This window comes from Thalassotalea agariperforans (genome assembly GCF_053470345.1).
Genome location: NZ_JBQMWH010000020.1, coordinates 22,950 through 41,230, shown reverse-complemented (window position 1 = coordinate 41,230; position 18,281 = coordinate 22,950). Strand labels below are relative to the sequence as shown.

At 36.0% G+C, this 18,281-nt stretch carries 18 protein-coding genes and 2 tRNA genes; 9 read left to right on the top strand and 11 right to left on the bottom strand.

What is annotated here, in order from left to right; translation table 11 throughout:
* Nucleotides 1-341: 341 nt before the first annotated feature.
* The 5 genes from parE to ACSLUO_RS16770 form a co-directional block, all read right to left on the bottom strand.
* Entirely contained in the window at nucleotides 342-2,228 is a 1,887-nt protein-coding gene (gene parE / locus ACSLUO_RS16790) for a DNA topoisomerase IV subunit B (protein ID WP_448250307.1), read from the bottom strand.
* Nucleotides 2,229-2,304: 76 nt separating this feature from the next.
* Complete coding sequence (locus ACSLUO_RS16785) at nucleotides 2,305-2,877, bottom strand: YqiA/YcfP family alpha/beta fold hydrolase (RefSeq protein ID WP_448250305.1); 573 nt, start codon at nucleotides 2,875-2,877, stop codon at nucleotides 2,305-2,307.
* Entirely contained in the window at nucleotides 2,870-3,676 is an 807-nt protein-coding gene (locus ACSLUO_RS16780) for a metallophosphoesterase (RefSeq protein ID WP_448250303.1), read from the bottom strand. The genes ACSLUO_RS16785 and ACSLUO_RS16780 overlap by 8 nt, the downstream gene beginning before the upstream one ends.
* 5 nt (nucleotides 3,677-3,681) lie before the next feature.
* Complete coding sequence (locus ACSLUO_RS16775) at nucleotides 3,682-4,140, bottom strand: DUF1249 domain-containing protein (RefSeq protein ID WP_448250301.1); 459 nt, start codon at nucleotides 4,138-4,140, stop codon at nucleotides 3,682-3,684.
* Nucleotides 4,137-4,784: an NUDIX domain-containing protein gene (locus ACSLUO_RS16770; protein ID WP_448250299.1), complete on the bottom strand. Its 648-nt coding sequence runs from the start codon at nucleotides 4,782-4,784 to the stop codon at nucleotides 4,137-4,139. Before ACSLUO_RS16770 ends, ACSLUO_RS16775 begins: the two co-directional genes overlap by 4 nt.
* 233 nt (nucleotides 4,785-5,017) lie before the next feature.
* On the opposite strand from ACSLUO_RS16770, the gene tolC reads away from it, so the two are divergent.
* Nucleotides 5,018-6,373, top strand: a complete 1,356-nt coding sequence (gene tolC, locus ACSLUO_RS16765; RefSeq protein WP_448250297.1) for an outer membrane channel protein TolC — start codon at nucleotides 5,018-5,020, stop codon at nucleotides 6,371-6,373.
* A 252-nt stretch (nucleotides 6,374-6,625) separates the two neighbouring features.
* Here the strand turns inward: tolC and ACSLUO_RS16760 are convergent, their stop codons facing one another.
* The 3 genes from ACSLUO_RS16760 to ACSLUO_RS16750 all read right to left on the bottom strand — a co-directional run bounded on the left by ACSLUO_RS16760 (nucleotide 6,626) and on the right by ACSLUO_RS16750 (nucleotide 10,357).
* The gene (locus ACSLUO_RS16760; protein ID WP_448250295.1) at nucleotides 6,626-6,940 is read right to left on the bottom strand and encodes a DUF1289 domain-containing protein; all 315 of its coding nucleotides are present in this window, start codon (nucleotides 6,938-6,940) and stop codon (nucleotides 6,626-6,628) included.
* A gap of 83 nt (nucleotides 6,941-7,023) precedes the next feature.
* A complete protein-coding gene (locus ACSLUO_RS16755; RefSeq protein ID WP_448250293.1) occupies nucleotides 7,024-8,580 on the bottom strand; it encodes a SulP family inorganic anion transporter in 1,557 nt (518 codons plus the stop codon).
* 208 nt (nucleotides 8,581-8,788) lie between these two features.
* Entirely contained in the window at nucleotides 8,789-10,357 is a 1,569-nt protein-coding gene (locus ACSLUO_RS16750) for an ATP-binding protein (RefSeq protein ID WP_448250291.1), read from the bottom strand.
* A 227-nt stretch (nucleotides 10,358-10,584) separates the two neighbouring features.
* Between ACSLUO_RS16750 and ACSLUO_RS16745 the strand changes: the two genes are divergently transcribed.
* Complete coding sequence (locus tag ACSLUO_RS16745; protein WP_448250289.1) at nucleotides 10,585-10,971, top strand: hypothetical protein; 387 nt, start codon at nucleotides 10,585-10,587, stop codon at nucleotides 10,969-10,971.
* A gap of 1 nt (nucleotide 10,972) precedes the next feature.
* Here ACSLUO_RS16745 and trmB read toward each other — a convergent pair whose 3' ends face one another.
* Both trmB and ACSLUO_RS16735 read right to left on the bottom strand, forming a co-directional pair.
* Entirely contained in the window at nucleotides 10,973-11,698 is a 726-nt protein-coding gene (gene trmB / locus ACSLUO_RS16740; protein ID WP_448250287.1) for a tRNA (guanosine(46)-N7)-methyltransferase TrmB, read from the bottom strand.
* 83 nt (nucleotides 11,699-11,781) lie between these two features.
* Complete coding sequence (locus ACSLUO_RS16735; RefSeq protein ID WP_448250285.1) at nucleotides 11,782-12,117, bottom strand: YggL family protein; 336 nt, start codon at nucleotides 12,115-12,117, stop codon at nucleotides 11,782-11,784.
* Nucleotides 12,118-12,225: 108 nt separating this feature from the next.
* Between ACSLUO_RS16735 and mutY the strand changes: the two genes are divergently transcribed.
* From mutY to ACSLUO_RS16715, 4 genes are all read left to right on the top strand, one after another.
* A complete protein-coding gene (gene mutY / locus ACSLUO_RS16730; protein ID WP_448250284.1) occupies nucleotides 12,226-13,311 on the top strand; it encodes an A/G-specific adenine glycosylase in 1,086 nt (361 codons plus the stop codon).
* 10 nt (nucleotides 13,312-13,321) lie between these two features.
* Nucleotides 13,322-13,594 carry an oxidative damage protection protein gene (locus ACSLUO_RS16725; RefSeq protein WP_448250282.1) on the top strand — a complete coding sequence of 91 codons (273 nt, stop codon included), beginning with the start codon at nucleotides 13,322-13,324 and terminating at the stop codon, nucleotides 13,592-13,594.
* Nucleotides 13,595-13,765: 171 nt separating this feature from the next.
* Nucleotides 13,766-13,841: transfer RNA gene (locus ACSLUO_RS16720), tRNA-Phe, on the top strand.
* Between the two features lie 125 nt (nucleotides 13,842-13,966).
* A tRNA-Thr gene (locus tag ACSLUO_RS16715) sits at nucleotides 13,967-14,042 on the top strand.
* 248 nt (nucleotides 14,043-14,290) lie between these two features.
* Here the strand turns inward: ACSLUO_RS16715 and ACSLUO_RS16710 are convergent.
* Nucleotides 14,291-14,494 (bottom strand): hypothetical protein, encoded by a 204-nt coding sequence (locus ACSLUO_RS16710; protein ID WP_448250280.1) that lies wholly within the window; start codon nucleotides 14,492-14,494, stop codon nucleotides 14,291-14,293.
* A 454-nt stretch (nucleotides 14,495-14,948) separates the two neighbouring features.
* On the opposite strand from ACSLUO_RS16710, the gene ACSLUO_RS16705 reads away from it, so the two are divergent.
* The 3 genes from ACSLUO_RS16705 to ACSLUO_RS16695 are packed head-to-tail and all read left to right on the top strand — an operon-like array spanning nucleotide 14,949 to nucleotide 18,190.
* A complete protein-coding gene (locus ACSLUO_RS16705; RefSeq protein ID WP_448250278.1) occupies nucleotides 14,949-15,659 on the top strand; it encodes a hypothetical protein in 711 nt (236 codons plus the stop codon).
* Nucleotides 15,646-16,614, top strand: a complete 969-nt coding sequence (locus ACSLUO_RS16700; protein WP_448250276.1) for a beta-ribofuranosylaminobenzene 5'-phosphate synthase family protein — start codon at nucleotides 15,646-15,648, stop codon at nucleotides 16,612-16,614. Before ACSLUO_RS16705 ends, ACSLUO_RS16700 begins: the two co-directional genes overlap by 14 nt.
* Nucleotides 16,607-18,190 carry a non-canonical purine NTP pyrophosphatase gene (locus ACSLUO_RS16695; protein ID WP_448250274.1) on the top strand — a complete coding sequence of 528 codons (1,584 nt, stop codon included), beginning with the start codon at nucleotides 16,607-16,609 and terminating at the stop codon, nucleotides 18,188-18,190. The genes ACSLUO_RS16700 and ACSLUO_RS16695 overlap by 8 nt, the downstream gene beginning before the upstream one ends.
* Nucleotides 18,191-18,281: the final 91 nt, after the last annotated feature.

The following is an 18,281-nucleotide window of genomic DNA, read 5'->3' as shown; positions in this document are numbered from 1 at the left end:
TGCTGTTTCTAATCTAAATTCTGGACTGAAATTGGGTTTTCTTGGTTTAGTCATTGTGTCACCTAACGTTTACTGAGGTGCATGATAACACCTCTAAGTAGGTGGCCAAATTAACTATGCCACTTCAATGTAATGGGATCTAATGACTTGTTACCATTTTGCACATTAATGCTTTTAGACATTAAGTGCTTAATAACTCGTCTTGATTCTGATTTGGGCATCACTCTATAACTCCGATTGCATATCAAAGTTATAGAGCAACTTGCTTGTTATGTCAAAAAGTAGTTTAGTTATGACATTTTTTAGTTTAATTATGTCAGCTTATGGTTTAGCCTACACGATTAAATATCGGCTTTATCACCATGAGTTTGTAACCATTCTTTACGATCACCACTGCGCTTTTTAGACAACAACATGTCCATTAATTCCATTGTTTCTTCGTGTTCATCAATGGTTAATTGAATTAAACGGCGGGTGTTTGGATCCATAGTGGTTTCACGCAATTGTAATGGGTTCATTTCACCCAAGCCTTTAAAGCGTTGTACGTTGACTTTGCCACGTTTTTTCTCAGCTTCAATTCGATCTAAAATACCGTCTTTTTCGGCTTCATCAAGGGCGTAAAATACCTCTTTGCCAACATCAATACGATATAACGGTGGCATAGCAACATAAACATGGCCTTCACGTACTAAGCTTTTAAAATGTTGCATAAATAGCGCGCATAAAAGCGTTGCAATGTGAAGTCCATCCGAGTCAGCATCCGCCAAAATACAAATTTTACCGTAACGTAATTCAGTTAAATCATCACTGTCAGGATCTATCCCTAATGCGACTGAAATATCATGTACTTCTTGGGAGGCGAGAATTTGTCCAGATTCAACTTCCCAAGTATTTAGTATTTTACCACGCAGTGGCATGATCGCTTGAATTTCACGATCACGCGCTTGTTTAGCACTACCGCCAGCAGAATCACCTTCCACTAAAAATAATTCTGTCCGTAAAATATCTTGGCTACCACAATCGGTTAATTTACCCGGTAATGCTGGTCCTGAGGTGACTTTTTTACGAATGATTTTTTTACTAGCACGTAAACGGCGCTGAGCATTTGAAATACAAAATTCAGCTAGAGCTTCTGCAATCGCGGTATGTTCGTTTAACCATAAACTGAATGAGTCTTTCACCACACCTGTAACAAACGCTGAACACTGACGAGATGACAAACGCTCTTTAGTTTGGCCGGCAAATTGTGGATCTTGCATTTTAACAGACAAAATATAAGAACATTTATCCCAAATATCATCTGGCGTTAATTTCACACCACGTGGGATCAAATTTCTAAATTCACAAAATTCACGCATCGACTCTAACAAGCCTTGACGCAAACCATTAACATGAGTACCGCCTTGCACGGTAGGAATTAAGTTTACGTAACTTTCGCCAACACTTTCACCACCTTCAGGTAACCAAGTAACTGCCCAGTCAGCTGCTTCATGGTGCGAGCTAAATGTGCCAACAAATGGCTGCTCAGGTAAACTTACATAACCTTTAACTGACTCTTTTAAGTAATCAACTAAACCGTCTTCATAACACCACTGATATTTTTTATCTTCGTTTTTGTCATGAAATTTAATAGTTAAGCCTGGGCATAATACGGCTTTGGCTTTTAAATTATGGACTAAACGACGCACCGAAAAATTGGGTGAATCAAAATAACTTTCATCAGGCCAAAATTTTACTCTGGTACCGGTATTGCGACGTCCTACCGTGCCTGTTTCATGTAATTCTTCAACTTTTTCACCATTTTCAAACGCCATTTCGTAGACTTTACTGTCACGGCGAACTGAAACATCAACACGTTTAGATAAAGCATTTACTACCGAAATACCAACACCATGCAAACCACCTGAAAATTGATAATTTTTATTAGAAAACTTACCACCGGCATGTAGTTTGGTGAAAATAAGCTCAACACCACTCACCCCTTCTTCAGGGTGAATATCTATCGGCATACCACGACCATCATCTGTCACTTCTAATGATTGATCTTTATCGAGTATTACCGTGATATTTTGGGCATGGCCCGCTAACGCTTCATCAACCGAGTTATCAATAACCTCTTGCCCTAAATGGTTAGGACGAGCGGTGTCGGTATACATACCCGGACGGTGACGTACTGGATCTAAACCACTAAGTACTTCGATGGAATCTGAATTGTATTGTTCACTCATGTTATTTTTCTAATAATCTTTATAGGGTGGAATAAATTTTTTGCTATTTAGTTTGCTAATAATGACGATTAACAACTTAACCAGCAATAAAAAAACGCATTATATCAGGTAAATGTGCCTGAAAATTAATAAAACTGTGATCACCACCTTGTTCAATGACTAATTGGCAATCTTGGTATTTTTTTTCTGCTTGTTGATAATCTAACACTTCATCATCGGTTTGTAACATAACGCGATAATTTTTTTTTGTTAAGTGAGTTTGCTCAATCACTTTTAACTCATCCATAAAGCTCGCTTCAATATTTACGCGCTCGCCAGTATGGTAATTTTCTTGCTCACCTAAATGATCCATTAATAGTTCATAAGGTTTCACCGCTGGATTAACTAACACAGCTTTAAGTTGATATTTTTCGGCTAAGTAGCTGGCATAATAACCACCTAATGATGAGCCTATAAGATACCAAGTCTCGTCACTTTTAGCCTGAATCAAACTATCTAACTGGGCAATAGCAGTTGCTGGTCGAATAGCTAACTGTGGGCAAATATAATTTATTTCCGCTTGCTCTGTTACTAAAAAAGCTTTTGTTAGCTCTGCTTTATAAGACTGTGGTGAAGAATTAAAACCATGAATATAAAGTAAATTAATCATTAACAATATCACTCATTTGATCGGCAAAATTAGCGGAAAAATAAATAAGTTCACAACTTATCGCTCCCGTATTTTCTAACGTTAATATTTGATAACCCGCGCCCTGTTCGGTAACACTAAAGTCATCGCTGCCATTATCAAACTCAACCGAAGTAGCAGGACAAGTAAATAATTTCACGCTGTGATCATGAATTGGTTTATCAAATTGAAAAGCCCGATGAACATGACCACAAGCAACGGCTTTTATTACCGCGCCTTTTGCATTTTTATCGGCAATCTGTTGCCAAAATTCGGTTTTGTTAATTAAGCCATGTTGATCAATACCAAAACCAACATCTATTGGATGGTGATGCATAAATAATAAACTGTGTTTATCTGTTTTTAATTCGGCAATTTGATTAAGTGATGCTTGCTCGACCACACCTGCCGGTGAGTCACTTTTACTATTTAATAATAATAATTGCCAATAATCGCTTTCAATCAATTTTTGCGGAGAAATTGGCGGACTATTTAGATATTGGGTTAATTGTTCTGGTTCATCATGATTACCAGCAAGAAAATATAGCGGCTGACGCAATTGGCTGTCTTTTACCGCTTGCACAAATAATTGATAAGACGCTACCGAATGATCTTGTGATAAGTCGCCAGTAAAAATAACTAGGTCTATTTCAACATTATTAGCAATGGCAGTAAGTACTGTAACTAAGTTGCGATAGACATTGGCACCAAAATGTAAACCTTGTTGCTCAGCAAATAAATGGCAATCACTTAGTTGCGCTATTTTCAAAGAAGTGTTCATAAAACCTAGCTATTGTGTATTAACTTAACTGGCACCTGCCCTTGTTTTAAACACAGTTGCAGCCATTCTTTTAAAAACAGTAATATTTGCTGTTTTTCATCTGGTTGATGCATCTCATCGTTTGGATAATCATAACGTGGTTTCACTCGCGCAATATGTTGGCTGCTGATCACTTCGACCATACGTGCGTCATGATATAACCTTAATTGCATTACCGGACGCATAATTTTGGCTAATTTTTCACACTGATGATTGGCTTCTTGGGCAATACTAACTAACGAGGTATAACGGGTAACTTCGTCAACAACTATGGTATACGATAAATTTTCATTAATAAAAAACTCACGCACTTCACCGGCTATTTCTTTATCTGCTAATAAACGCAATACCAACATATAATTGGTTTCGCATAAGTTCATTAACTGAACTAGGTTAGGACGATATTGGGCGCTAGTTTTACTCATTTATCTTGCCATTGCTGCTGTAAATTCTGATAGTTTAATGCCAACCATTGTAACCCAATTATGGTGGCAGCATTGAATATTTTACCTTCAGCTAATAACTTTAATGCATATTCACGGCTAACAACATGCACTAGAATATCTTCACCTTCTTCTGGTAAGCCAAAAACACCGCCAGCTTGGGTAGCATCAACACGAGCAACAAATAAATGTAAATACTCACTGGTGCCGCCTGGGCTCGATAAGTATTCACACACAGGTAAAATATCTTGCTCAGCAATCACTAAACCCGCTTCTTCTTCCGCCTCACGGATAGCAACGTCAATTGGACTTTCATCTTTGCCAAACATGCCTGCTACAAATTCTAACATCCAAGGCGACTTAGCTTTATGCAGCGCTCCAGGCCGAAATTGCTCTTGTAATACCACGCAGTCTGTTACTGGGTCATAAGGCATTAACACCACGGCATCGCCCCGTTCAAAAATTTCACGGGTCATGGTGTCACTTTCTCCACCTTGATATAACTTATGTTTAAGTGAATATTCTTCTACTTTAAAAAAACCTTGAAAGAGGGTTTCGACCCTTTCAACGGTGACATCATTACTGTCGTATTGCAGTATTTTGCTATTTGACATAATTTTTTTCATATTGAGCCAACTTATTACAATTTATTGATAGCAATAATAATTTGATACATTAGAATGCTAAGGAAATAATTAATTTTATTTTGTTTTATGGAAAAGCGCGATACGATATTATCAAAACAAGATAGAATCAAAGGCGATATAGCTAAGGTACTAAGGTATAGACCAAAGGTACAAAGTCAAGGTATAGAGCCAAGATAAAATACGTAATGCTAAATTAAAGGATTTGTTTACTAATGAAAACCTCTCTTCGTTATATTTTAGTTGCCATTGCTGCAACAACAAGTAGCCATCATGCATTTGCCGATGACCTGCTGACTACTTATCAACAAGCCTTAAAAAATGATCCTGTGTTGTTAAAAGCAAAAGCTCAATTTATGGCAACTGAAGAGGCAATAGAACAAAGCCGTGCCGTATTATTACCGCAAATTAGTGCTTTTGGCAGTATCTCACAATCAAGTAACGAAAGTTATGACAGTTTAACCCCAAGTAATGCAATTACCTCATCAGACGTTGAGAGAACAGGCTTAGGGTTAAATTTAAATATGCAGCTGTATCATCACAACTCTTGGTTACAATTAGATAATGCAAAAAAATTAGCGCACCGCAGCGACATTGCTTACCAAATAGCCAAACAAGATTTAATTGTTAAAGTAACACAAGCTTATTTTGCCGTATTGAGCGCGCAAGATGATGTTGAGTTTTCCGTAGCGGAGAAAAAGGCTATTGAACGTCAACTTGAGCAAACCAAACAACGATTTTCAGTGGGGTTAACCGCAATCACCGATGTTCATGAAGCTCAAGCTGAATATGACAATGCCGTAACCGCTGAAATTCGCGCACAAAATACCTTATACAATGCTGAAGAAGGCTTACGTGAAATAACCAATTATTATCCACGTGACATTCATGTGCTAAACACTAAACGTTTTAGCGCTTCTCGTCCTTCGCCAGACAGTGCCAATGAATGGCAACAAACGGCAGAAGCCAAAAACTTAGAGCTGATTTTTCAGAAAGTGGGTGTTGATATTTCTAAAGAAAATATCAAAATAGCCCGTTCAGGCCATTATCCAACCATTAGCTTACAAGGTAGCTATAACACGAATGACGATACTTTAGGTGGTGATAATTTTGTTAATGATTGGGATGCCCCAAAAGTTGATAGCCACTCAATTGGTATTCAAGTTAACGTGCCTATTTATTCAGGTGGTGCAACAACAAGTGCCGTTAGACAAGCGCAACATAACTATGTCGCCGCGAACCAAGATTTAGTTTCAAGCCATCGTTCCGTTGTACGTTCAACACGTAACGCTTATAACACGGTTATTACGAGTGTTTCGGCCATTAAATCATTAGAACAAGCAGTGCTTAGTGCAGAAAGTGCCTTAAAAGCAACCGAAGCAGGTTTTGATGTTGGTACTCGTACCATAGTTGATGTGTTAAATAGCACTCGTAATTTATACAACGCCAAACGTAATCTATCATCAACCCGTTATGGTTATATTCAATCAGTATTACAATTGAGACGTGCCGCTGGCATTATCTCTGAAAAAGATATTACCGATATTAATATGGGTTTAACCAAAAAGTAACGAATATTATCTTGTCGTTATCAGCAATAAAAAAGCAGCTTTGTAGCTGCTTTTTTATTGCTCAACTCTCAAGTTAACTAACCTGATATCGGTTTAATGGGTTTTGTAATAGCATGATTTATAATAAAAAATTCAAAATCACATACTTATTTTGTTTCACCTAGTTTATCTTAGACTCAATGATGAAATTTAAGCGCCTATCTGCGTTATTGGGTAAAATGGTTTAAACCGAATTCAGGTTAACTATTGAGCTTATAATTCAAAATCACCAAAGTCGATGTTGGTCGAATTATCAATTAATTCTTTTTTAGCTGGCGGGTCGAGTAAAGATGGCTGTTGAATTTCTTCACTGTTATTCACCTCTTTAACCTTTTCTTTGAGTTTCCCGTCTTGACGCTTTTTACGTTGTTGGCAACGCTTGATGACTTTTTGTTTGTCATCAGAAGATAAGCTGATCCATTGCGATCTTTCTTCACGTGAACGCATACAGCCAAGGCATAAACCTTTTTCATTGGTTTGGCATACGCCAATACAAGGGCTAGGTACATCAAAAAATTCGAGTTGCATACTCACACTACATTACACGCATAAAAAACGCCGATAGAACATTATATGCTTTACCGGCGTCGATTTAAACTAACAGAAAAGTATTAACCTAGTTTATCTGTGGCAATATGATAATCAGGATCTTCAATCACATTCACTTCCACTAAGTTACCCGCTTTTTCTAATAAGGTTAAACATTCTTGACTTAAATGCCTTAAATGCAATGTTTTACCTTGTGCAATATAACGCTCTGCTAAGGTATCAATTGCTTCAATCGCTGAATGATCGGCCACTCGTGAATTTTTAAATTCTACAATCACATCACTGCTATCGTTCGAAATATCAAACTGTTCTAAAAAGCTAGCAACTGAACCGAAAAATAACGGACCATTTACCATATAAACCGTTGAACCATTGTCATCAACAGAGCGCTCTACTAATACATGCTTAGCATGCTCCCAAGCAAACACTAACGCTGACACAATAACACCAACAACAACAGCAATCGCTAAATCAGTTGCCACCGTCACACCAGAAACCAGCACAATAACAAAGGCATCTGCTTTAGGTACTTTATTCATGATCCTAAAGCTTGACCACTCAAAAGTACCGATAACAACAATAAACATTACGCCAACTAAGGCGGCTAATGGAATAATTTCGATTAAACTCGAGGCAAATAAAATAAAACCAAGTAATGCTACCGCAGCGGTAATACCTGATGCACGACCACGGCCACCAGAATTAACATTAATCATAGATTGACCGATCATGGCACAGCCACCCATACCACCAAAAAATCCGTTTACAGTATTAGAAGCACCTTGAGCAATACATTCTTTATTACCACGACCACGAGTACCTGTTAATTCATCAATGAGGGTTAAGGTTAATAATGATTCAATTAAACCGATAGCAGCAAGTACTAAAGCAAAAGGAAAAATAATTGATAAGGTTTCAAAGTTAAATGGCACATTAGGAATTGAAAATTGTGGTAAACCACCAGCAATGGTAGCTGCCGGATTATTTGTCATATCACGAACATAATCAACAACAGTACGCGCGTCTAAATCAAAACTTTGAACAATAATAGTTACTACGACAATCGCTACTAATGAAGACGGTACGGCTTTTGTTAATTTAGGTAAAAAGTGAATAATCGCCATTGTTAAAGCGATTAAACCAGCCATAGTGGCTAATTGATTGCCCTGCATCCAAACCATCAAACCTTGCTCATTAGTCACTTTAAACTGACCAAGCTGAGCTAAGAAAATAACAATAGCTAAACCGTTAACAAACCCTAACATAACCGGATGAGGAACTAAGCGAATAAACTTTCCTAACTTAAAAATACCCGCAAGTATTTGAATAAGACCGGTCAGCACCACAGTGGCAAATAAGTATTCCACCCCGTGAATAGCCACAAGGCTTACCATTACTACCGCCATAGCCCCTGTTGCACCAGAAATCATGCCTGGACGACCACCAAAAATAGAAGTGATCAAACCCACCATAAAGGCCGCATACAAACCAACTAAAGGCTCAACACCGGCAACAAAAGCAAAAGCAACCGCTTCTGGAACTAAAGCAAGTGCAACCGTAAAACCTGACAATACGTCATTTTTTAAACTCATTACCTTACTAGCATGTAAGTTAAACATTTTTATCTCGCGTTATATGAATAAAATTAGTTATTTTTTAGAAAATAAAATAGAAAGTGAGCCATTTAATAGCAGCAGTAAACAAAGATATTTAAGGCTATTAAATTCATCGGCTAAAAACAGGCGAAATGGTATAGATAAGCACTGTAAAAGTCAATCAACAGCACAACAAACTGTATACAAAGCAAACACGTTTTTATTCGAAAAATTATGGGATGTTGGTTTCTTGTTTTGCAACCGGCACAACCACTTGGAAGTGTGTCCCCACTTCAGTAGGTACGCATTCAATCGTCCCTCCAAGCTTGCTACTCACAAGGTTATAAACAATATTTAATCCTAATCCACTACCACCTTGGCCTCGTTTAGTTGTCACGAAAGGATCAAAAATTCGCTTAACTAATGACTTATCAATACCTTTACCATTATCTTGATAAGTCATGACAAGTTCATTGTCATTTAATTTAAAGCTAATACTAATTTCACCGTCATGTTTGTCTTCAAAACCATGAATATGAGAATTCATTAAAAAGTTAGTTAATATTTGGTTCCAAGCACTTGGAAATGTCACTAAATTAAGATTTTCATCGACATCAATATTTAATGTGTAATTTTTACGTTTAAACAAAGTTTTAACCGTATTAACCACATCAACAACATGCTTAGCTAAATTAATACTAATTTCCGGGTCGGTATGCTGCTCAACCGCAACCGATTTAAAGCTGCGAATAAGCTCCACCGCTTTGGTTAAGCTTTTTTCAACAATATCTTGATATTCATTGAATAAGTTAAGATTGGTTTCAAGTTTTGTTTTTGTTAACTTGCCATTTTCAACATCTTTTTGCAGCTCATGTACTTTTTCTCTCAATGCAGAAACAGAGGTAACACATATACCAAGCGGTGTATTAACTTCGTGGGCAACACCAGCAACTAATTGCCCTAATGACGCCATTTTTTCTGATTGTACTAGTTGATCTTTTGCCAAGGTGAGATCAGATAACGACTGCTGTAGTTGTGCATTACTTGCTTGTAATGCCTCGGTGCGCTCAAATACTTTAACTTCTAACTCGCCGCTAAACTGCAATAATTCATTTTCTGCCGTTTCAAGCTTAATAATTTCATCTTTTAAGGTCACCCGCATTTCGTTAATAGCGTCAGCTAATTCATCAAGTTCATCTTTACGACTTGGCCGAGCATCAAGGATTAATGGCGTGTCTAAATTACTACTGGTTAAGTTTTGCGAGTAATGGGTAATATGGTATATGTGCCTAGTCACAACAAGGTGAACAATCCAAACAATTAAAAAGGCAACGATGAATATTTTGATAAATTCACCAAAGAGAATAACCGAGGCTTGCTGTTCTACTTTGGTATAAATATCTTGGTAGCTAGCATAAATAATTAACTCACCAATTTCATTTTCACCATAAAATATTGGGTAGGTTTGCTGTTTTTCTATGATCAAGTCAGGATTGCCAGCAACATACTTATTGTCAAAATTGGTTTTTATTTCAACATATTCAATATCAGGTAAATTAACGATCCCCTCAATTTGCTGCTTAACTAAACTTTCATTAAAGTCCCATAGACTAGAAGATATTGCTTCTAAATAACTACTCTCAATACTTAAAAAGCGCTGTTCAAGTGCCGCTACTTCATCAGTAAAGCCAGAATACAATTGAATAACTGTTGAACTTATTGATAAAAAAGAACTACATAAAATAATATATAGCAAAACTCGTCTTGCTAATTTATTACTTTGGCTAAGCGCTTTTTTCATGATAATGACTATTCCCTTCTTATCAAAAGTTCATATTGTTTTGTTCATTAAATGCACCAGAGGTACTAAAGTCAAGTTGAAATAGTATTTATATTTCAATCAGTAAAGTGCTAAAAACCAACTAAAAGTTAATAACTTGTTAATTAAACCTAAAGCATAAATAGTAATAGCCTTTTATTTAACGTGGCGATACCATTATCACAGAAATTTTTATCAGAAGTATTACAATGGAAATTATAGTTGTTATTGCCATTGCCGTTATTTTATTTTTATTATGGCAGTTATATCGTGCGAAACAATTTAATCGCTTTAAAAAACGAATTGAATTAGAAATTACTCCGCAACTTAGCGAGCATATCACCGCACAATTAATCGCATCTCGCTGCCAATTATTACCTAATACGCAAGCACATATTGAAGCAAGTATTCTTTTTTGGACATGTTCAAAAGCTAGAGTGATTCAAGCAGCATTAGAACAAGAAATTATTGACGAGGCTTGGTTAAAAAATACTGGCAATTATCGCAACTGCCAGCATTTATTTTTTATAGAAAAAGAGTTTTTATTACCGACTGATAGAATAAAGCCGATTGAAATCGATAAACTAGAACAGTGAACTAGCTGATCCGCTCAAATTGTAAATCCCAAACACCATGCCCTAGTCGATGACCACGTTGTTCAAATTTAGTTAAAGGGCGAGAGTCAGGACGAGGTATGTAATCGTTACTTTCTGACAAATTTTTATAACCTGGGGCTGAGCTCATATCTTCTAACATACATTCAGCATAGTTTTCCCAATCAGTCGCCATATGGAAAACACCACCTAGCGCTAATTTTTGACGAATAGCTTCAACAAATTCAGGTTGCACGATACGGCGTTTATGATGTTTCTTTTTATGCCAAGGATCAGGAAAAAACAATTGCACTTTTGCTAAACTATTTTCAGCAATACAATCGGCTAAAATTTCAATGGCATCATGCTCGTAAACTCTTAAGTTAGTTACTCCTTGCTCTTCAGCAAGTGCAATACAAGCACCAACACCAGGACGATGAACTTCAACACCAATAAAATTTTCATTCGGTGCATTTTTAGCCATTTCAACTAATGACTTACCCATGCCAAAGCCAATTTCTAAGGTAACCGGATTATCGTTGCCAAAAATTGAACGACAATCAATTAAGCCATCTTGATGATTTAAGCCCATATCTTGCCAAAAAAGCTCTAGAGCTCGTGCTTGGCCTTGTGTAATACGGCCTTCACGCTTTACAAAGCTACGCACCTTACGGATATATTTCCCTTCTTGTGCCGCTTCTTCTAAACTTTTATGTTCTCTTTCTGTCATTACAATCACACCATCAAAATTAAGCCGCGTATTATCCACGCTTGGCCGAATAAACTCAAATAATATTCAACTTTACCTAGAATTTACGACCACCAAACATCATAAAGCTCACTCGCTTTTGCCGTTTTCGCGCCATTATCTAATAACCACTTTTCAACCAGTGTTCGATGTTCTTCGGTACATTTGCCAATTTTTTGTGTGCAAACTAAACCATGCCACAAGGTATCGCCTTCACCACCAAAACCTAAACCATTTGGTTGAATAACCTCAGCAAAAAATTTATCAATAAAAGCATCTACTTGTGCTTCATTCATTTCAGCAGGTAATTGCCAAGCTAAATCAAAACCAAGTTCTTGAAACTCATCAACACGTAATTTCTTTCGTAAACGTAGTGATCTATTTTTAGCATTAACTTTCATAAGGTTCCTTAAAAGATATCGGGATATTCGTTTATTTTGCTAACGACATTATTCTAATCTCGTTATGCTATTGTTCTCATTTAAGTGATTGAGTACACTGTCGCGGTTATGACACAAATTATAAAAATATCTGCGCAATCCGCCAAGAGCTTTAATCAGCGTATTCTCTCATGGTTTCATCAACAAGGTCGAAAAAACTTACCCTGGCAACAAAATAAAACGCCATACCGAGTTTGGATTTCCGAGATCATGTTACAGCAAACCCAAGTTAGTACGGTTATTCCTTATTATCAAAAATTTATGGTGAGTTTTCCAACCATTACGGCTCTAGCTGAAGCAGATGAAGACAAGGTGCTGCATCACTGGACTGGTTTAGGCTATTACGCTCGTGCTCGCAACTTACATAAAGCCGCTAAGCAAATAGTTGCTGAGCATAATGGTATCTTTCCAGAAACCCTTGAAGCCGTGATCAACCTACCCGGTATAGGCCGCTCAACCGCCGGCGCTATCTTAAGTATTGCGCTAAATAAGCACCATGCCATTTTAGACGGCAATGTTAAACGCGTATTAGCGAGATATTACACTGTTGAAGGCCATAATGGCCAAGCTAAATTTGAACAAACCTTATGGCCTATAGCTGAAACGTTAACGCCAAAAGAAGATGTTGCCTTATACACACAAGCCATGATGGATTTAGGTGCAACTTGTTGTACTCGTAGTAAACCCAATTGTTCTGAGTGCCCCGTCAATACTTCATGTTTAGCCTATGCTGGCGAATTACAAAGTGAATTCCCAAATAAAAAGCCCAAAAAGAAAATCCCAGAAAAAGCCACTATTATGGTGATCCCACGAATTAATGGGCAAGTATTGTTAGAAAAACGCCCTCCTTCGGGTATTTGGGGCGGTTTATGGTGTTTTAGAGAGATCAGCGATAAAAACGAAATTGATAATGAATTAACTCGCTTACAGTTAAAACCCGTTGATAAAACGTCAATCTGTTATTTACCAAGCTTTAGACACACCTTTAGTCATTACCATTTGGATATCACACCGGTAGTTATTGATTGTGAAAAAACATCCACAAATCAAGTGCAGCAAAGTCATCAACAACAGTGGTATAATTTAAACACTGAAGCAAATGTTGGCTTAGCCGCTTCAACATTAAAACTAATTAATTTATTAAGAAACGTTTAGAGAATTTATTATGAGTAGAACTGTTTTTTGTCAAAACTTAAAAAAAGAAGCCGATGGCCTAGATTACCAACTTTACCCGGGTGAAATTGGTAAACGTATTTTTGATAATATTTGTAAGGAAGCTTGGGGGATCTGGCAAAAAAAGCAAACCATGTTAATTAATGAGAAAAAAATGAACATGATGAACCCTGATGATCGTGCGTTTTTAGAAAAAGCTATGGTTGCTTACCTTTTTGAAGGCCAAGAACCAGAGATTGAAGGTTACACACCAGAGCAGAAATAAAGCTTAATTTCATGCATAACTGCTGCGATTCGTTGACAATATAAACGATAAGCCGAAAAAAACAGCAAACAGTAAATTAATTTAAAAAAGTAGTTGACGGCTTCAACGAAAAACAGTTTAATAGCGCCCGTCTTCAAGGGGAACCGAAAAGACGAAAGAAATGAAAGACACGCCTCGATAGCTCAGTCGGTAGAGCAGGGGATTGAAAATCCCCGTGTCCCTGGTTCGATTCCGGGTCGAGGCACCATCTTTCAGTACTTATTTAGAATAAGTGTTTACGCTACTTACAAGTAAATATTTATTCGGTGCCAAGATAGATAGTGCATATGTTTTAACATACTTTGACATTATTTATCGCACACGTTTTCGTGTGCCGACTTAGCTCAGTTGGTAGAGCAACTGACTTGTAATCAGTAGGTCGCCAGTTCGACTCCGGCAGTCGGCACCATTAATTCCGAAAGGAAGAAACGAAACCTTAGCAGCAATGCTAAGGTTTTTTTTCGTCTTAATTTTAAGATAATGAACTGTCCTACTGATGAATTAGTAACTAAGTAGATTGGCAGTTCGACTTCAGAAACCGATACCATTCATAACGAAGCCTCAACAGAAATGTTGAAAAGGCAATAGGGTCAGAGACGTTCATTTACGAATGCGTGAACATTCACTTGGGACTTTTTTGCGTAGTCTTTGACTTTATCAAGATAAACCGCGTACCTTGTTTTTATCAAATAACGCTTTAAACATCGAAGATAATAATCCTTTGTTAGCTAGATAAATTAAAAATATTATCAGTAATACAAAAACGCCTTCGGGCTTTTGCAGTAATTCACCCAGCTTATTAACTAACTCTGTTGCCTCTGAAATATTTTTACTAACTTCGTCACTCCCCACCTTTTCCATGAATTGAATCCTTAATATGTATGTTACAACACATTGCTTTTTAACAATTATTACTATGTTTTAAAAGTAAAAGACAATTCAAGTTCAATTTACGTCATAGCCTATCAATTAAATATGTTTGTTCACTATGACTTGAGCTTGAATGTTTTAACGTTTTCTTTGTTTTTTTGAGTGGTGTTGGCCTGATCGGTTTGATGTGTCATGTTAATACCTTGAATATAATAAAGGTATTTATTGAAATCACACCTATAATTACATCTAAAAATAAGGGCTTAGTTTCAAACTTAGTACTAAATAATCATTAACCCAGTTTAATCAATGGTAACAACGGATTGTAGTTCATTTAATGTAACTAACTTGATAGTCTTTTAAGTTTACTTTTCAACATTAACTATATCTTTTTATTGCGATTTATATTATAAGAAAGCAAGTTTTTATTAATGATTAGGATGTCATGTTTGCTTTTAAAACTAAATTTAAAATCCCACTTTCTATAATTCTTCTTCTTAGTTTAGTAATCATTTCTATTTGGTTAGTTTACTCATATGCAAATTCAGACATAGAAACAAAGTGGGCACCTTTTATTGGTGGTGCTGCCGTTTCTTCGATAGCTGCGTTATTTCAATACCTGATCTCTTTTATTGATTATAGAAATAACGAAAAACTTAAAGATAGTGGTGTTGTCAAATTTTTAGCTAGCAGAGGTGACAAAAGCTATTATCAAAACTTGATAAAAAACTCGACTATAGAACTAAAATTATTGTTTCATACATCAAAAAGATTTTGTGAAGATTTTTGTGCTTCAGGCAAGGGAGATAATCTATTAATAGAGATTATGAATGCTAAACCTAAGCTTACTGTCAAAATGTTAATTCTTTCAAGAGGTCTTTTACATGACGATGACAAAACAAGCTATGAAATAGCACAAAAAATACTGAATCAAATGAAATCGAAATTTGGAGATCGTTTTCAAATTAAATACTACAATCACATTCCTGCTCACAACATATTTTTATCCGATAATGATGCTGTATTGGGGCCTTATTTTGAACACGCAAAAAGTAAATATTCACATTCTATTCATTTCAAAAGTAACGCCAACTTTGTAACCGAATACAAAGAGTACTTTGATAAGGAATGGGATTTAGCCAATGATACGGATTAACGTTCCATTTAGATTACATATTACTTTAATAGCCATGCATGCTTGTTCATTCAGGAAAAATGGTGGTATTGGTTTAAGTGTTAATTCAGGCTGTAACCTGACCGCCAAAAAGTCTTTAACGACAAGTATAAAATGCAACGGCTTTGTAAATAATCCGAGAAAGCTTTCCGAAATTGAAACTTTAGTAAATAAAATATCTATTAACAGAAATTTTACAAATAAGGCTGAAATTACAATTAATGGCGATATTTACTTTCATTCGGGGCTAGGTGCAGGAACAGCAATTACCTTAGCTTGTATAGAAGCAGCATTTATAATTAATAATATTGATTACGAAATAAGTGATATAAAATCATTATCTTGTAGGGGGGGAACATCAGGCATTGGCGTTAACTCATACTTCTGCGGTGGATTTATTCTCGACTTAGGTCACGTTGCTGATAACACAGAACACAAACCTTCAAGCTTTGTAGCGAACCATAAACTCCCTATCACTTTAAACCAAGTACCGTTTCATTTTGAAAACTTATTCTTTATTTTACCCTTGGAGCCACCGCTAGTTTACGGAGAAAATGAAAAAGAGTTTTTCGATAACAACACACCTATTAAAGAAAATAAGGCGCACGAAATATGTTATTTATCAATTTTCGGTGTATTAGCCAGCGTTATTGAAAGAGATCTAAACAAATTTTCAGATGCAATAAACGCTATTCAAAATACTGAATGGAAATCATTGGAAATACAACGAGCAGGGAATGTTGTCACGTCCTTGATATCAGAGTTAAAAATACTAAATTGTTGTTCTATTGGAATGAGTAGTTTAGGTCACGGAATATTTTTTATACTAAAAGATATTAAGAATTTACATGAAATAGAAAAGTTAGCACAAGCAAAAAAATGTAAACTTATTCCTTTGTCCCCATCTAACAGGGGTAGGGTTATAGAAATTGTTTGAATTAATTTTTTTTACATCTAACCGTGTTAAAACTCAACATGCAAAGCACCTTTGCAGAGATTTTGATATTGATATTATTAATTTCAATGAAGTAACAAAGTTAGCAAACTACGAAGAACCTAGAATTGACGATAGGAGTGAGCTACTAAACGCTAGCTTTGAAAGCGCTAAAAAACAAATTGATATTTCCAATTATGGTAAAAATAGAGCTTTCATCATTGAGGATACTTCTGTTGATATACATGCATTAACTCGACAATATAAAAAAGAGTACCCAGGAGTTGATATAAAATACTGGATGATGGACACAAGTTTTGTTGATGTTGACTACCAGCTCCATATGCTTGGAAATAACCGCAGCGTGACAGTTCGTTCAGATTTATTACTATACCTTCCCGCACTAAAGCCTTTTAAATTTCACTTTATTGGAAAATCTGATGGGACACTCGTTAGTAACGATGATGATTTCGATACAAACGTAGTTTACCCGTGGCTTGATAATAAAACCTTTAATAAGTGGTTTCAGCCTAAAGGTGAAACTGTTGTAATCAGCAAACTTCCAATTGAAAAAGCAGATCTGTATGACTTTAGAGAGAAAGCATTTGCTCAAATGTTAGATCTTTTAGAGAAAAACCATATTATAAAAAGAAAGACAGCTGAATTTCGTCCTTCAATTACCGAGCTTTTTGAAAACAATATCCAATGTCATATAGTGGTTGGACTAACATGTGCAGGTAAAACAACAACCGCTAACTACCTTATTAATGAATGTGACTTTCTCCATGTAGAAGCTTCTGACTTCATGCACGAGATATATAGAGAACATCATGGTATTGATAGTGACATAGAAATAGGAAAGTTCGCTAAAGAGCTACTAAAACGCCAACCCACGATAGTAGCTGAGCGGATCTTTGAATATTTAAAAGATTTTCAAATTCAAAATACTGTTATTACTGGTTTTAGGTTGGCGGAAGAATCTGCATACATAGAAAACATTTTATCTAACACTCATAAAATTAAACGTATAGTGATTTCTGCAAGCAGGAATATACGTGAGGATAGAAAATCTGAAAGAAATAGGGTTGGCGATGTAAAATCAACTGAGTGCTTAGAAAATAGAGATAAACGAGAGATGGAAATGGGGATGAGCGCTTTAATCTCTCATAATGACAATGTTAATATAAAAAATGAAAGTTCATTTGAGCATCTGTTTACAACATATAAAGATAAATTAAATATTACCCCATTAGTAAAGAGTAAAAATAAGAAAAACACCGACCCAAATCAATTCAGATTAAAAGACATAATTATTATTGCACTTTATGGTATGAGACATAATGAAGAAAAAAGTAATTTCTACTCAACCACAGAAATTTGCAATATGGTAAATGATCTAGGTTTAACAAAACCAAAATTCGTAAATAATATAGGCCGATTTTTTAGTAAAAGAGTTGGAGCTATGTTCGAAGTAGAATTATTTGGCAACAATAGGCCCGTTAGGAAGTATAGATTGTCCAATACAGGTGCTGGCTACGCTAAGACTCTATTAAGAAATTTCCGATATACTAAGGAATGATACCTAGTGTCAAAATTGAAAATCAGCAAAAAACCGTAAATCAAACAATTAGTGAAATTTATCGGGTTAAAAAATAACTAGGACTATTTTT